The sequence below is a fragment of the Streptomyces sp. NPDC046727 genome (assembly GCF_040645635.1).
In the GTDB taxonomy this organism is placed as follows: domain Bacteria; phylum Actinomycetota; class Actinomycetes; order Streptomycetales; family Streptomycetaceae; genus Streptomyces.
On the sequence record NZ_JBEYYR010000034.1, the window covers coordinates 1 to 15,552 of the forward strand.

The following is a 15,552-nucleotide window of genomic DNA, read 5'->3' on the forward strand; positions in this document are numbered from 1 at the left end:
CCTCGGTGCTTTCCAGGTTCCCGCTCTCGCGTTTCCCTTTCCGGCGGTTCCGACTCTATCAGATCCTTTCGGCGTCTGACTCCCAGTCAGGGGGGCTTGTCTTCCGGGCCGTTGGGCCGTTCCGACGTCTCAAACCTTAGCGGATCCGCCCGGCGATTCCCAATCGGACCGCCGAGTCCCTATTCGAATTGAATTCGGGCGCGCCGAAATCAACCCGATTGGGGGATCGTGCTGTGGTGTGAGGGGTGCCGCCTGCGGCGGCTGAGGTGCTGTCGAAGAACCGTTACGGCTCCGCGGCAACCCGAAGAACTTTACGGAGCGGGCAGGGGCGTGTCAACACCCTGCTGTCAAGATCTTTTATGACCGCTTCAGTCGAGGTCGCTGAGCCGGCCGCCCGCGTCCGGCTGGGCGTGCTCCACCCTGCGCAGGAGCCGGGTCAGGACCTCGCCGAGCACCGCGCGCTCCGCGGGGGTGAGGTCCTGGAGCAGGTCCTCCTCGAAGACCGTCGCCAGGCGCATGGCCTCCAGCCACTTCTCGCGACCCTCCGGGGTCAGCTCCACGATGACCCGGACGCGGTTGGACTCGTCGCGCTCCCGGGTGACCAGTCCCTCGGCGACCATGCGGTCGATCCGGTGGGTCATCGCGGCGGGGGTGAGGCCGAGCCGCTTGGCCAGGTCGCTGGGACCCATCCGGTAGGGGGCGCCGGAGAGGACCAGCGCCTTGAGGACCTCCCACTCGGCGTTGCTGATGCCGAGGGCGCCGGTCTGGCGGCCGTACGCGACGTTCATACGGCGGTTCAGCCGGGACAGCGCCGACACGATCTTCTCGACCTGGGGATCCAGGTCGCGGAACTCGCGCTGGTACGCCGCGATCTGCTCTTCGAGTGTCGGCTCCGTGATGCCGGGGGTGTCGGCCATGTCCGCAGTATCGCACGCGACCCCTTTGCCTTGAAGTCCTTGACTGTGTACTCTTTAGCTTCGAACTTTAGCTTTGAAGTCTTCAGACTTAACTAGTGAGAGAGGTGAACGTGACCAGGGCGATGGGCGCAGCGATGCGCCGGATCCACGTGGGCAACGCACTCAGCGCGTTCGGGCTCGGCTTCACCGTCCCCTACCTGTACGTCTATGTGGCGCAGGTGCGGGGTCTGGGAGCCATGACGGCGGGACTCGTGCTCGCCGTCTTCGCCGTGGCCGCGCTGATCGTGCTGCCGTTCGCCGGCCGGGCGATCGTGCGGCGCGGCCCGCTGCCGGTCCTGCTCGCCGCCCTGGTGACCGCCGCTCTGGGCGCGCTGAGCCTCGGTCTGGCGGGCAGTGCCGCGACGGTGCTGCTGTCCGCGGCGGCGCTCGGTGCCGGGCAGGCCGTGATGCAGCCGGCGCTGGCGACGATGATCGTCGACTGCTCCTCGGCGGACACCCGCTCGCGTGCGTTCGCGACGCAGTTCTTCCTGCAGAACCTGGGCCTCGGTGTCGGTGGCCTCATCGGCGGCCATCTCGTCGACACCACGCGCGTGTCCTCGTTCACCCTGCTGTTCGCGATCGAGGCGGCGATGTTCCTGCTGCTGGTCGTGGTGATGGCCACGGTACGGATGCCGCATTCGCCGCGGATCGAGGACGCGCCGGCGCGGTCGGCGAAGGGCAGCTGGAAGCAGCTGCTCGGGAACCGGGCGATGGTGCAGCTGTGCGTTCTGGGCTTCGTGCTCTTCTTCGCCTGCTACGGCCAGTTCGAGTCGGGGCTGAGCGCCTACGGCGTGGAGGCGGCCGGGATATCCACGTCCGCTCTGGGTACGGCGCTGGCCGCGAACACCCTGATGATCGTGGTCGCCCAGTTCGCCGTGCTGAGGCTCGTGGAGCGGCGCCGCCGGTCCCGGGTCATCGCCGCGGTCGGCCTGATCTGGGCCGTGGCCTGGCTGACCGCCGGGTACGCGGGGCTGGGGCACGGCAGCCAGGAGATGGCCACGGCCGCGTTCGTGTCGACGTACGCGCTGTTCGGGCTGGGTGAGGCGATGCTGTCGCCGACGGTCGCGCCGCTGGTCGCCGATCTGGCGCCGGAGGGCATGGCCGGGCAGTACAACTCGGCGTTCGCGCTGGTCAAGCAGCTGGCGCTGGCGGTCGGCCCGGCGGTGGGCGGCCCCCTGGGTGCCTCGCTGCACGGTCCGTACGTCGTGACCTTCCTGCTGTTCTCGCTGGGGATCACCTACCTGGCGCTGCGGCTGGGCCGGCAGCTCACCGCCGTACAGGACCGGCCGTGGCTGGCGCGCGGGACCCGGGTGGTCAGGCGTGGCGGGGCGCCGGCCGAGCCGGTGGCGGCGGAGGCGTAGGCGCTCCGCTGTCGTCAGCGGGTCGCTGTGACCAGGACCGCGGTGAAGGGCAGGGTCGTCGTGCCGTCTGCGGCGAGGTGGGTGGCCAACTCGTCGCGGACCAGGTCGGCCGCGCGGCTGAGGGCTTCCTCGCCGCCGGCCTCCCTGAGCAGGCCGCCCCAGAGGGCGGACAGGTGGGCGTGGGCGTACTCGTCCAGTGGGGGCAGGGTGATGCCGAAGGTGACCTCGCGGTGGGCGGTGTCGCGGTAGCCGGCCGTGTCGAGGGCGGTGGTGAGCTGCTCGGCGGTGGTGGTGAAGGCCCGCGTGAAGTAGCGGGCCGCGTCGGGGCCTCCGTACCGCTGGACGGCTCGCTGCTGGGCGAGGAAGTAGGGCTGGCGGTCGACGGGGGCCCAGACGGTCGCGGCGAAGCGGCCCCCGGGGCGGGTGACCCGGGCCGTCTCCGTGAGGGGGGCGGCGAGGTCGGGGAAGAACTGGACGCCCTGCTGACAGACGACCGCGTCGAAGGCGGCGGTGTCGTACGGCAGGTGGTCGGCGGGGGCCACCGTGAACTCGATGTCCGGGTAGAGGCGGGGGTGGCGGTCCCGGGCCACCCGGATCATGTCCGCGTCGATGTCGGCGCCGAAGACCCGGCCGGTGGGGCCGACCAGGGGTGCCGCGGCGCGGGCGGCGAAGCCCGTGCCGCACGCCAGGTCGAGGACGACGGCTCCGGGGCCGAGGTCCACCGCGTCCAGCAGCTCGGCCACGAACGGGCCCATGATCGGGGCGTTGTGGGTGTCGTAGCCCTCGGGACCTGCACTGCTGTGGTGTCCGTGTGCCATGGCTGAGCTTCTAACACCGGATGCGGCTCATCGCCGTGTGCCGCGCGGGACGGTACGGCGGCCGGTCAGTGCTTTGCCTTCGGCAGGACGAACTCGCACCACACCGCCTTGCCGCCGCCCGGGGTGCGGCGGCTGCCCCAGCTGGAGGCGATCGTGGCCACGATGGCGATGCCCCGGCCCGACTCGTCGCCGGGCTCGGCGCGGCGGCGCCTCGGCAGGTGGTCGTCGCCGTCGGTGACCTCGACGATGAGGCGGCGGTCGGTGCGGCGGAGTCTGAGCCGCATGGGCGGGGTGCCGTGCTGGAGGCTGTTGGCGACCAGTTCGCTGGTGGCGAGGACGCCGAGGTCGTGCAGCTCGGCGGGGAAGCGCCAGCTGGTGAGGACGCCGGAGGCGAAGGCTCGCGCGCGGGGGGCGGCTTCGACGCCGCCGAGGAGTTCGAGGGCCGCGTTGCGGAAGAGGTCGCCGTCGGGGCCCGTGCGGGCCGGGTGCTGGAGGACGAGGACGGCGACGTCGTCGTCGTGGTCGGCGGTGACGCCGGCCGAGCGGACCAGGCGGTCGCAGACGACCTGGGGGGTGCCGGTGGCGCCGGCGAGGGCGCGTTCGAGCGCGGCGATGCCCTCGTCCAGGTCGGCGTCGCGGCGCTCGACCAGGCCGTCGGTGTAGAGGACGGCCGTGGCGCCGGGGCCGAGGGCGATGGAGCCGGAGGCGTGGATCCAGCCGCCGGTGCCGAGCGGCGGGCCGGTGGGTTCGTCGGCGCGGGAGACCGCGCCGCTCTCGTCGCGGACGAGGATCGGCAGATGGCCCGCGGACGCGTACACCAGGCGGCCCTCGTTCGGGTCGTGGACGGCGTAGGCGCAGGTGGCGATCTGGTTGGCGTCGATCTCGGTGGCGAGGCCGTCGAGGAGCTGGAGCACCTCGTGCGGGGGCAGGTCGAGGCGGGCGTAGGCGCGGACGGCCGTGCGGAGCTGGCCCATGACGGCCGCCGCGCGGACACCTCGGCCCATGACGTCGCCGATGACCAGGGCGGTCCGGCCGCCGCCGAGGGTGATCACGTCGTACCAGTCGCCGCCGACCGCGGCCTCGGTGCCGCCGGGCAGGTAGGTGGCGGCGATGCGCAGGTCGTCGGGCTGCTCCAGTTCCTGCGGGAGCAGGGAGCGCTGGAGGGTGACGGCCGTTTCGCGCTGGCGGCGCTCGCTGGCGCGCAGGCGTTCGGCGGCCTCGGCGTGGTCGGTGACGTCCGTGGCGAAGACCAGCACGCCGGCATCGCGGTCGCCGTCCTCCGCGACGGGCGTGCAGGTGAAGGTGTACGAGCGGCCGTCGACAGCCTTGCGCGACTTCAGCGTGCGGGGCTTGCCGCTGCGCAGCACCTGGTCGAGCAGCGGGAGCAGGCCCAGTTCGGCGAGTTCGGGCAGGGCCTCGCGGGCGGCCGCGCCGGTGGCGCGGGCGCCGAAGGCCGCGGTGTAGGCGTCGTTGACGTAGGCGATGCGGTGGTCGGGGCCGTGGACGAGGGCGACGAGGGCCGGGACGCGGTCCAGGACGTCACGCGCCGGCAGTTCGTCGACGGCGGGCACCGGGGGTCTGTCGTCTGCGGGCGGTTCGGCGCGGGCCGCGGGCACGGAGCCTTCCCCCCGCCGGTCCGGGGAGACCGGGGTCTCGGTCCGCGCGGCGGCGCGGCGCTGCGTTCCGGGGAGCCGGGCGCTCCAGCGCGTGAAGTTCACTGTGGGGAAAGCCTCGTGGGTGCGGTGGGCGGGCAGGTGGCCCGTCCGAGGACGTGGGGCAGTCTGGCAGGGAGCGGGCCGCGGCGACACCGGTCAGACGCATCGGCGGTCCATGGAGTTCCTGGGTCCGGTCAGGAAGACCCCTTCGGGTCGTCCGAGGGGCTGTGAGGAGGCTTTCCACCGGCCGCCAGTTCGAACTCCGCTCGGGGATGTTCGAGCGAACCGAGCGAGACGATCTCCCGTTTGAAGAGCCCGGCGAGGGTCCATTCGGCGAACACCCGTGCCTTGCGGTTGAAGGTGGGCACCCGGCTGAGGTGGTACACGCGGTGCATGAACCAGGCAGGGTAGCCCTTCAGCTTGCGCCCGTAGACCTGCGCGACGCCTTTGTGCAGGCCGAGGGAGGCGACCGAGCCGACGTACGCGTGGGCGTACGTCTGGAGGGGCTCGCCGCGCAGGGAGCGGACGATGTTGTCGCCGAGGACCTTGGCCTGGCGGACCGCGTGCTGGGCGTTGGGGGCGGTCTCGGTGCCGGGTTCGGCGGCCGTGACGTCGGGTACGGCGGCGGCGTCGCCCGCGGCCCAGGCGTGCTCGGTACCGTCGATGGTGAGCTGGGCGGTGCACTTCAGCCGGCCGCGGTCGGTGCGCGGCAGGTCGGTGGCGGCGATCAGCGGGTGCGGTTTGACGCCGGCCGTCCAGACGACCGTACGGGTCGGGAAGCGCTGGCCGTCGCTGAGTACGGCGACGCGGTCGGCGCAGGACTCCAGCCGGGTGTCGAGCAGTACCTGGATGTTGCGGCGGCGCAGCTGGGTGACGGTGTAGCGGCCCATCTCCGCTCCGACCTCCGGGAGGATGCGGCCGGTGGCCTCCACGAGGATCCATTTCATGTCCTCGGGGCGGAGGTTGTGGTAGTAGCGCGCGGTGTAGCGGGCCATGTCCTCCAGTTCGCCGAGGGCCTCGACGCCGGCGTAGCCGCCGCCGACGAAGACGAACGTGAGGGCGGCGTCACGGATCGCGGGGTCGCGGGTGGAGGAGGCGATGTCCATCTGTTCGATGACGTGGTTGCGCAGGCCGATGGCCTCTTCGACGGTCTTGAAGCCGATGCCGTACTCGGCGAGGCCGGGGATGGGCAGGGTGCGGGAGACCGATCCGGGGGCGAGCACGAGTTCGTCGTAGCCGAGGAGTTCGGCGGGCCTGCCCTCCTCCTCGGCGGTGGCGAGCGTGCTGACGGCGGCGGTGCGCGTCGCGTGGTCGATGGAGGTGACCTCGCCGATGACGACGTGGCAGCGGTCCAGGAGGCGGCGCAGCGGTACGACCACATGGCGCGGGGAGATCGAGCCGGCGGCGGCTTCCGGGAGGAACGGCTGGTACGTCATGTAGGGGTCGGGAGTGACGACAGTGATGTCGACCTCGCCCCTCCTCAGCTCGGCCTTCAGCTTCCGCTGGAGGCGCAGGGCCGTGTACATCCCGACGTAGCCGCCGCCGACAACCAGAATGCGCGCACGTTCCTTCACCATCCCATGACGCACCCGGCGCTGGTGTTTGTCCACAGCCCCGGCAATTTGTGTGACCGGCGGGCGGGTGTGCGGGGGGCCGGCCGCGGTGTCCGTGCAGGACGAAAGGGGGCAGGTCAGCGGGGGCGGGCGACAGGGGGCGAAGGGCGGCAATCGGGACGTACACGCCCCGTACTCCGATCGGGGGGCGCACTGTGCGGAACCTGCCCCTTCTGAATTGACTCCCTCTCAACTATGTTCGTGTGTCGACGGGGTGTAGGGAATGTGGTCGACGGGATCCGCGACGGGCGGTTCCGGTCGGGACCGATGCCAGTTCCGCGCACCCCGGATTCAGGGGAGAGTCTCCGGGGGGAGACGTCATTACCGGGGGAAACACATGCATGTTCAGGACACGCATTGGGCATCTGCGGCCGCCATCGCGCCCGGCGGCAAGACGATGACCGCGGCGGTGGGCAACGGACGCGCGGACGCCGCGCGGACGACTCCGCTGCGGGTGGACGCACAGCGCAATCTGGAGCACGTGCTGCGTGCGGCGCGTGAGGTGTTCGGCGAGCTGGGGTACGGCGCGCCGATGGAGGACGTGGCGCGGCGCGCCCGGGTCGGGGTCGGCACGGTGTACCGGCGCTTTCCCAGCAAGGACGTACTGGTCCGGCGGATCGCGGAGGAGGAGACGGCGCGGCTGACGGAGCAGGCGCGGGCGGCGCTCGGGCAGGAGGACGAGCCGTGGTCGGCGCTGTCCCGGTTCCTGCGCACGTCCGTGGCGTCGGGGGCGGGACGGTTGCTGCCGCCGCAGGTGCTGCGGGTCGGCTCCGCCGGTTCCGCCGAGGAGGCTCGGGTGCCTCAGCAGCGGGTGCAGCCGGGCGGTGGTGAGCTGCGGCTGGTGTCGGACGAGACCGCGGTGGTGGCCGACGACGCCGGTGCCGGGGCGCTGCTCGACGTGGTCGGGCAGCTGGTGGAGCGGGCGCGGGCGGCGGGTGAGCTGCGGGCGGATGTGTCCGTGGCCGACGTGCTGTTGGTGATCGCCACGGCGGCGCCCTCGTTGCCGGATGCGGCGCAGCAGGCGGCGGCGTCGGCACGGTTGCTGGACATCCTGCTGGAGGGACTGCGGTCCCGGCCGGCGTAGGCCGCTGCCTAGGCTTCGCCTTCGCCAGGATCCTCGTTTCGCCCACCCGCATCCACCGTGCGGCTTTCGCGGTCGGGTGCGGGTGGCCCTCGTGGGCCGCGTTCGCCGTCGGCGGGCGCGGGTGCCTCGGGGGGGTTCGGGGTGTGTGGGCAAGTCCGCTCGGATGAGTGGATGGGGTGTGCGGAGGGGGCCTTGGGTGAAAGGCCTTGTGGCACTCTGAGCCGGTGACGGGTTGGGCTGGGCCGGTGTCGGGGGCTTTCCGCGATGAGCGTTGACGGGTGGGACGAGTCACGCGGTGACGACGGGGACGCGGAGCCTCGTGGTCTGACCTCACCCCACGTACCGAAGCAAGGCGGGCGCCCGGCTTCCTCCAGTGTTCCGGCCCAGCGCGAGGGAAGCGTGCTGCCGCCGCCCCGGGAGACGCCGGCCGCCGACGGTGAACTGATCGAGCGGATGCGCGGGGGTGACGACTCCGCCTACGAGGAGCTGTACCGCCGGCATGCCGACGCGGTGCGCCGGTACGCGCGCACCTGCTGCCGGGACGGGCACACCGCCGACGACCTCACCGCCGAGGTGTTCGCACGGATGCTGCAGGCCGTGCGCGGCGGATCCGGGCCCGAGCACGCCGTACGCGCCTATCTGCTGACCTCCGTACGACGCGTCGCCGCGCACTGGACCAAGTCCGCCCGGCGGGAGCAGCTCGTCGACGACTTCGCGGTCTTCGCCCAGCACGCCACCCGGTCCACGGAGACGGCCTACGACACCGCGTCCGTCGACGTGCGGGCCATGCACGAGGCCGAGCAGTCCATGGCGATGCAGGCCTTCCGCTCGCTGCCCGAGCGCTGGCAGGCCGTGCTGTGGCACACCGAGGTGGAGGACGAGTCCCCGAGTGAGGTCGCCGTCCTGTTCGGGCTGGACGCCAACGGCACCCGGGTGCTCGCCAGCCGCGCGCGCGAGGGACTGAAGCAGGCCTACCTCCAGGCCCATGTCAGCGCCAGCCTCACCCATGACGAGGAGTGCGCCCGCTACGCCGACCAACTCGGCACCTACGCCCGCCGCAAGCTCCGCGTCCGGGCCGAACGGGGGCTGCGCAAGCACCTGGAGGAGTGCGCCAGGTGCCGGCTCGCGGCGGCGCAGATCGAAGAGGTCGCGAGCGGTATCCCCGGCGTCGTCCCGGTCGCGGTCATCGGCTGGTTCGGGGCCGCCGGGTACGCCAAGGCGCTCGGGATCGTGGCCGGCAGCGCCGGGGTCGGGGCCGCCGGGGCCGCCGCCACGGCCACCGGGTCGTCCGGCGGCGCGGGCGGCGCGAGCGGAGCCGCGGTCTCCGAAGGGCTCGGGGCGCCGGTGAAGGCCGGCATCGCGGCCGGTGTCGTCGCGGTGGCCGCCGCCGCGGTCGCGCTGGCCCTGGCGAACGACAGCCATCCGGCGAAGGAGGTCGCCGAGCCGTCGCCGTCCACACCGATCGTGCAGCCGGGGTCACCGGCGTCCGCACCGCCGAAGAAGCAGAAGCCCGCGCCGAAGCCTGTGCGGCCCGTGGCACCCGTGGCACCCGTGACGCCGGTGACCTCTGTGGCACCCGTGGCCGTGGTCCCCGAGCCGCCCCCCACGCCCACCCCTCCACCGACTCCCACCTCCACACCGACTCCCACACCGAAGCCGACCCCCACGCCCACGCCCACTCCGACCCCGACACCCCCACCCACCCCGCCTCCGACGCCCGCCGTCTACGAGCTGAGCGAGCTGCGCTTCGACGCCAACGGCGACGGCACCGAGCCCGAGATCGCCCTCGGCGCGAGCAGCTGGGTGTGGCAGCGGTACGGCATGTCGATCGGCGGGACGCGCTACGAGGGCGGGGCCACCGTCCACGGCGAGTCCTCCGTCACCATCGCCCTCAACCGGCAGTGCACCGCGTACGACGCACTGGCGGGCGTGGACGACATGACCCTCGGGCTCGGCAAGGTCTCCTTCTCCGTCTACGCCGACGGGGCCCCGCTGTGGCAGTCCGGCATGGTCAAGGGCCGCGAGCAGGCCGTCCCCGTCCATGTGAACCTCACCGGGCGCAAGACCGTACGGCTCGTGGTCGAACCGCACAGCAACGCCATCGACCGGGCGGCGCTGGCGGACTGGGCGGAGTCCCGGTTCACCTGCCGGTAGACAGCCTCCGGCGTCCCGCGGTGTCCAGCTCGCGCAGGACGTCCGGCACGGCGAGGGCGGCGCCCCGCGCGCACTCGGCGGCGTAGCGGTCGGCCCGCAGTGCCGCGCGGGCGCCGGCCCGCACCCGGGCGGCCTCGCCGCGCTCCGGCTCGGGCCGCCGGCAGCCGTCGCGCCACCGGTCCGCGGCGGCGAACAGCCGGAGCGCGCCGGGCAGATCGCCGAGCCGGGCCAGCAGTCCGGCCCCCACGTCCACCAGACCTGCGGTGATCACCTCGGCGCACCGGTGGTCCACGGCCTCGCGCAGGGCGTCCGCCACGATCGGCACCCCGTGCGCCGGGCCCGACTCGTCGGCCGCGAGCAGCGCCTCGACCATCCGCTGAGCCGCGACGAACTGCGGGGGCGGGGTGCCGTCCCCCACCGCGGCGCGGGTCGCCTCGTACAGCTCGCGGGCATGGGCGGTCCGCCCGTCGCGCAGGGCGATGTGGGCGCGCAGCAGCAGCACGAAGGCCCGGGACTCCGGCACCGCGTACCGGTCGGCTGCCGTTCCCGCCTCGTCCAGGGCGGCCAGCGCGGCCTCCCGGTCGCCGGAGCGGAAGGAGATCTCGGCGAGCCGGGCCATCAGGAACGGCGACTCGGCGTACGCGCCCACCTCGTAGGCCAGGCGCAGCGCCTCCTCGTACTCGCTACGGGCCTCGTCGAACCGGCCCCGCGCCATGGCCGCCTCGCCGGCCGCGCTGCACACCTGGGCGCGCATCCAGCGGTCGCCGACGCGGCGGCTGAGCATCCGCAGTTCGGCCAGGTCCTCGTCCACGCCCTGGAGGTTGCCCGGCGAGTCGACGACCACGTGCGCGCGGTACATCAGGGCGACCGCGACCTCCCAGTCGCCGCCGTGCCGGCGTGCGTTGGCGACCGATGCCGTCAGGTCCGGGCGGACGTCCACCGGGCCGCCCAGGTAGTAGGCGGTCAGGGGCCAGACGATGCCCGGGAGCCGGGCGGCCCGGGGACCGCCGCGCTCGTAGGCGGCCCGCACGCGCGCGATGTACCGCGGGGCCCGCTCGTCGGCCGCGAGGTTCTCCGCGCCCGACTCGGAGGTCAGGAACAGGTCGAGCATGCGCAGGTCCATCCGCAGCTCGTCCAGCGGATGCCCGGCCCGGCCCTCGGGTTCGGCGAGGAGGGCGCCCACCGGGTCGGCGGACTCCGCCCGGGCCGTCAGCTCCTCGGGCGGCGCGCCCTCGGGCAGGGCGTCCAGGGCGATGCCCAGGCGGAGCACCAGCCTCACCCAGGCCACCGCCTCCTGGCGGTGGTTGCGCAGCCACCAGAACCAGCCGATGGCCAGGACGACGGCGCCCGCCTCCGCTTCGTCGCCCGCGCGCACCGCGCGGTCCAGGCCCGCGCGGATGTTGTCCAGCTCGGTCTCCAGGCGGGAGAACCAGGGGAGCTGGGCCGCCGACCGCAGCTGTGGCTCCGCCTCCTCCACCAGTGACCGCACCCACGCGCGATGGCGGCGCTCGGCCGCCGCGCGCAGGCCGGGGACCTCGGCCGCGCGCTCGGTGGCGTACTCGTGGATGGTCTCCAGCATGCGGTAGCGCATGCCGGCTCCGAAGCCGGTGCCGGAGCCGGTGCCTGTGCCGTCGGGGTCGTGCGGGGCGGCGACGACGAGGGACTTGTCGACCAGGGCGCCGATCAGGTCCGCCGCCGGGCCGGTGCACACGGCCTCGGCCGCCGTGAGGTCCCAGCCGCCGGCGAACACCGACAGCTCGCGTAGTGCCGTCCGCTCCCGCTCGTCCAGCAGCTCCCAGGACCAGTCGACGACCGCGCGCAGGGTCTGCTGGCGGGGCAGGACCGTGCGGCTTCCGGAGGTGAGCAGGCGGAAGCGGTCGTCGAGGCGGTCGGCGATCTGCCGGGGCGTCAGCAGCCTGAGCCGGGCCGCGGCCAGCTCGATGGCGAGCGGCAGCCCGTCCAGGCGGCGGCAGATCTCCGCCACGGCCGCGGTGTCGCCCAGCACGGCGTCGGCGTCGGGACGGACGGCCTTCGCCCGCTCGGCGAACAGGCGGTGCGCCTGCTCCGGGACGAGGGGCTCGACCGGGCGCACCGACTCACCGGGGACTCCCAGGGGTTCACGACTGGTCGCGAGGATCGTGAGCCCGGGGCAGCGGGTGAGGAGGGTCTCGGCGAGGGCGGCTGCCGCGCCGATGACGTGCTCGCAGTTGTCAAGGATCAGGAGTTGGCTGCGCGGGGCGCAGTACTCGATCAGCAGGACCGTGGGGTCGGCCTGCGGGGTGCCCAGCTCGTTGGTCAGGAGCACGGTCTCGCGCAGACCGAGCGCGCTGACCACCGCGCCGGGCACCGCCTCCGGCCGGTCGAGCGGGGCCAGCTCGACCAGCCAGGCCGAGGGGAGGCCTGCGGCGGCCTCCTCGGCGAGGCGGGTCTTTCCGGAGCCGCCTGGTCCGGTGAGGGTGACCAGGCGGGCGCTGGCGATGTCGGAACGAATGGCCGTGAGCTCTGGTTCCCGCCCGACGAAGGACGTCAGGCGGGGGCGGAGATTCCCCGTGCGCTCGGGGGGTCGGGCGGGGGGCCGAGGGCCCTGGCCCTCCGGGTGTTCCTGTTGCAGCAACGACGCGTGCAGGGCCTTCAGTTCCGGACCGGGGTCGGTGCCGAGGGTGTCGGCGAGGGTGCGGCGGGCGGACTCGTAGGCGGCGAGGGCGTCGGCCGGGCGGCCGGTGTCCCGAAGGGCGCGGATGAGGAGGACGCGCAGGGGCTCGTCGTACGGATGCGCAGCCGTCAGTTCCCGCAATTCCGGTACGGCCTCCCGGGCGCGGCCGAGGGCGAGGGCGGCGGCGGCGCGGGCGCGGGTCGCCTCCAGGCGCAGGGCCTCCGGGCGGGTGGCGGCGGTCCGGTCGGGGAGGTCGGCGAGGGCCGGGCCGTACCAGAGGGACAGGGCCTCGGTGAGGGTGCGGTGGGCGGTGGCCGGGTCGCCGGCGGCGAGGGCGGTGGTGCCGGTGCGGGTGAGCCGTTCGAAGACGTGGAGGTCGACGTCGGCCTCGGTGGCTTCGAGGCGGTAGCCGCCCGGGGTGGAGGCGATGGTGTGCCGGCCGAGGATACGGCGGAGGCGGCCGACGAGGGCCTGGAGGGCGGCGGGGGCGTCCTGGGGCGGGTCGTCCGACCAGATCTCGTCGATGAGGGTGTCGGGGGTGCTGGTGCGGCCCGGACGCTGGGCGAGGGCGGCGAGGAGTGTGCGGAGGCGTTGGCCTCCGATGGGTACGGGGGTGCCCTGGTCGTCTGCTGCTTGGGTTACGCCCAGGATTCGGTACCGCACCTGGTCATTGTCGCGGTGGGTGGGGGATGCGGCACGGGGGTTTTCGAACGGGGGTCGCTTGCCGGCGCCGACGAGGCACGGCGTGCTGCGGCTGAGGGAGTTCGGGTCGCTCGCCCGCGCCGGCGGGGTGCCGCTGGATCGACGGCCGCCCGTAGTCGGCCGGGCTCACGTGCCGGAGGTCAGTGCGCCTCTTCTTGGTTGGATCCCCGAAGGGACCGCGCGGGAGCGGGTCGGGGTGCCTGTCCAGCATGTGCCTCGGCGGGCGAGGAGGCGGCCCAGCCAGAGTTCGAGGGAGATGAGGTCGGCCAGGCCGTCCAGCGGGAGGGGGTCGCCCGCCGCCGCGGCTCGCAGGGCCTTGCGGACGACGCGGGCCTCGACGAGCCCGGCGTCGGCCAGGAGAGGCGTCGCGAAGAGGTCCTGGAGGGGGTCGGCGGCGAGGCGCAGGCCCGCGCGCGCGGCTGCCGCCGTGGAGGCGTGGGAGGGGGCGCCCCAGCCGGGCGGGAGGTCGGTGACGCCGGCGCCCTCCAGGACCGTACGCAGGATCGAGGAGCGGGCGCCCGGTTGGACGCGCAGGGCCTCGGGGAGGTCGCGGCAGGCGCGGACGACCTGGTTGTCGAGGAACGGCGCGTGCAGCCGCTGGGAGCGGACCTCCGCGGCCTGTTCCAGGACGCGGAGGTCGGCGGCGTGCCGGGCGAGTGCCGCACGCGCGCGGTAGTCGCCGGGGCGCTGCACGCCGGTTCCGGAGCGGTCCGCCTCCGACTGGAGCAGAACCGATACTTCAGCCAGTGCCTCCCCCGTCAGCCACCGGGCGGCCGGCCCAGGTCTGGCCCAGGTCAGCGCGGCGAGGGACGCGCCGACCGCCCCCTTGGGCTCCTCGAAGCGGCGCCGCATCAGGCGCTCGGCCAGCACCTCCAGGCCCACCCGGTAGGGGGTACGGGCGAGGCGCCGGGCCGCGCCGTACACGCGCGCGGGGACCAGCACCGAGCCGTCCGCGCGGGCGAGCGCGGCGACCGGCCGGACCAGGTGGCGCCGCTTGCGGTCCACCAGGAGGTCGGCGAGGCGCGCGGGGTGGGCGTCCAGGACCTGGCGGGCGCCGTGGCCGGTGAAGTGGTCGGCGCTGCCGGCGGCGAGCCGGGCACGGTGCCGGGCGGCGAGCACCAGGGAGGGGCCCGGTTCGTCGGTCAGGGGGCCGTCGAGGTCGGCGTACGGCAGGGTCTCCTCGCCGCCGGTGACCACGACGTGGTGCAGGCGGGGGCCCGCGGCCAGGGCGCCGGCGCGTTCGAGTTCGGCCTCGCGGCCGGCCACGGCCAGATCGTTGAACGTGACGGCGAGCAAGCGTTCGCCCGCGCCCGTGCCGTGGCCGAGGAGCGTGCCGGGTCTGCCGGGCAGCCCGGCGGCCAGCAGCGCGAGCGTGCCGGAGGCGGGTCCGCCGGACAGGTCGGCGCCGATGCCGGGGACCGGCATCCCGCGCGCGGCCCGCCGCTCGGCGGGGCCCATGCCGGGCACCGGTCCGGGGTCCAGGTCGGGCACGTGCCGGGGGGCCGACAGCCGGGTGCGGACCGCCTCCACGAGGGCGTCCCGTACGGCGTCCACGGCGCGGTCGGGCTCGGTCGGGGGCGCGGCCACGGCGAGGGAGGCGACGGGCTCGTACCCGGCGATCTCGCGCGCTCCGGCGCGCAGCACCAGCGCATGCCCCGGCGGGATCCGCCGTACGCCGTCGTACGGGGTGGTGTCGCGCAGCGCGGCCGGTACGTCCGGGGCGGCGAGCAGGGCGGCGAGGTGGGTGAAGTCGAGGTTGGCCTCGATGAGGTCGGCGAGGGGCAGCGCGGCGGTGGCGTAGGCCGTGCCGCCGGCCCAGGGGGTGTGGAACACCGGGCGGGCGCCCGCGAGATCGCCGCAGACGGTGATGCGGCGGCCGGCCTGGACGACGGCCGTGTAGCTGCCGGGCCAGGTGGTCAGATGGCGCAGTGCGCCCCCGCGCGCGGTGAACAGCCCGCGGCGCAGCTCCTCGTCGGAGGCGCCGCAGATGCCGAGGACGGCGATCCGGTTCTGCCCGTCGGCGTGCACCACGCGCACCTCGTCCGGGCGCCAGTCGCCGACGGCCCACAGCGGATCCGGGTCGCCCCACAGGAGTTGGGAGCCGACCGGGTGCAGGGTCTCCCCGTCGTACCCGACGGCGCCCGCGGAGCCGATCCCTGCGGAGCCCGCGGCGGTGCTGCTCCAACCCACCAACCACCGCATCGACGCCTCCACAGGCTGTGGACAACCAGTGCACCGTACGAACCGGACCCCATGCTGCCATGAAGGGCACGTGGGAGAGGTGTGGTGGCGCCGCCTTCGATCGAGGGAAGTTCGCGTGGCGAGCGAGGGGAGTTGACGGGCGGCCGACGGGTGCGGGGTGGTCCCGGCCGGGACGGCGCCCGAAGGGTGCGGCGCGAATGCGCCCCCAATGCGCTCCCCCAAAACGCCCTTAGCGCCCTCAAGTTGCATGGTCGGAGCGGCACATCGCCGCATCGAACTGGGGCGATTTTCGGCCAAATACTTGGCGGGGCACCGGATATGAGCACGCTCCGTACAGGCTCGCGGAGCGTCCGG

9 protein-coding genes are annotated in these 15,552 nt (G+C 74.1%); 3 read left to right on the forward strand and 6 right to left on the reverse strand.

Annotation, left to right across the window (positions count from 1 at the left end):
• Nucleotides 1-368: 368 nt before the first annotated feature.
• Nucleotides 369-917: a MarR family transcriptional regulator gene (locus tag ABZ937_RS32260; protein WP_361696950.1), complete on the reverse strand. Its 549-nt coding sequence runs from the start codon at nt 915-917 to the stop codon at nt 369-371.
• Nucleotides 918-1,051: 134 nt separating this feature from the next.
• On the opposite strand from ABZ937_RS32260, the gene ABZ937_RS32265 reads away from it, so the two are divergent.
• Nucleotides 1,052-2,317: an MFS transporter gene (locus tag ABZ937_RS32265; protein ID WP_361697114.1), complete on the forward strand. Its 1,266-nt coding sequence runs from the start codon at nt 1,052-1,054 to the stop codon at nt 2,315-2,317.
• 14 nt (nt 2,318-2,331) lie between these two features.
• On the opposite strand, the gene ABZ937_RS32270 is transcribed toward ABZ937_RS32265, so the two are convergent.
• From ABZ937_RS32270 to ABZ937_RS32280, 3 genes are all read right to left on the reverse strand, one after another.
• Nucleotides 2,332-3,135, reverse strand: a complete 804-nt coding sequence (locus ABZ937_RS32270) for a methyltransferase domain-containing protein (RefSeq protein WP_361696952.1) — start codon at nt 3,133-3,135, stop codon at nt 2,332-2,334.
• A 65-nt stretch (nt 3,136-3,200) separates the two neighbouring features.
• Nucleotides 3,201-4,853: an ATP-binding SpoIIE family protein phosphatase gene (locus tag ABZ937_RS32275; protein ID WP_361696954.1), complete on the reverse strand. Its 1,653-nt coding sequence runs from the start codon at nt 4,851-4,853 to the stop codon at nt 3,201-3,203.
• A 131-nt stretch (nt 4,854-4,984) separates the two neighbouring features.
• Nucleotides 4,985-6,367 (reverse strand): NAD(P)/FAD-dependent oxidoreductase, encoded by a 1,383-nt coding sequence (locus ABZ937_RS32280; RefSeq protein ID WP_361696956.1) that lies wholly within the window; start codon nt 6,365-6,367, stop codon nt 4,985-4,987.
• A 373-nt stretch (nt 6,368-6,740) separates the two neighbouring features.
• Between ABZ937_RS32280 and ABZ937_RS32285 the strand changes: the two genes are divergently transcribed.
• Both ABZ937_RS32285 and ABZ937_RS32290 read left to right on the forward strand, forming a co-directional pair.
• Nucleotides 6,741-7,487, forward strand: coding sequence for a helix-turn-helix domain-containing protein (locus ABZ937_RS32285; protein WP_361696958.1), 747 nt, complete (start codon nt 6,741-6,743; stop codon nt 7,485-7,487).
• Nucleotides 7,488-7,751: 264 nt separating this feature from the next.
• On the forward strand, nt 7,752-9,641 hold the full coding sequence (locus ABZ937_RS32290) for a sigma-70 family RNA polymerase sigma factor (RefSeq protein ID WP_361696960.1): 1,890 nt from the start codon (nt 7,752-7,754) through the stop codon (nt 9,639-9,641).
• Here the strand turns inward: ABZ937_RS32290 and ABZ937_RS32295 are convergent.
• The gene (locus ABZ937_RS32295; RefSeq protein ID WP_361696962.1) at nt 9,628-12,957 is read right to left on the reverse strand and encodes a BTAD domain-containing putative transcriptional regulator; all 3,330 of its coding nucleotides are present in this window, start codon (nt 12,955-12,957) and stop codon (nt 9,628-9,630) included. The two genes, ABZ937_RS32290 and ABZ937_RS32295, sit on opposite strands and share 14 nt — an antisense overlap.
• A gap of 165 nt (nt 12,958-13,122) precedes the next feature.
• On the reverse strand, nt 13,123-15,198 hold the full coding sequence (locus ABZ937_RS32300; RefSeq protein WP_361696964.1) for an asparagine synthase-related protein: 2,076 nt from the start codon (nt 15,196-15,198) through the stop codon (nt 13,123-13,125).
• Nucleotides 15,199-15,552: the final 354 nt, after the last annotated feature.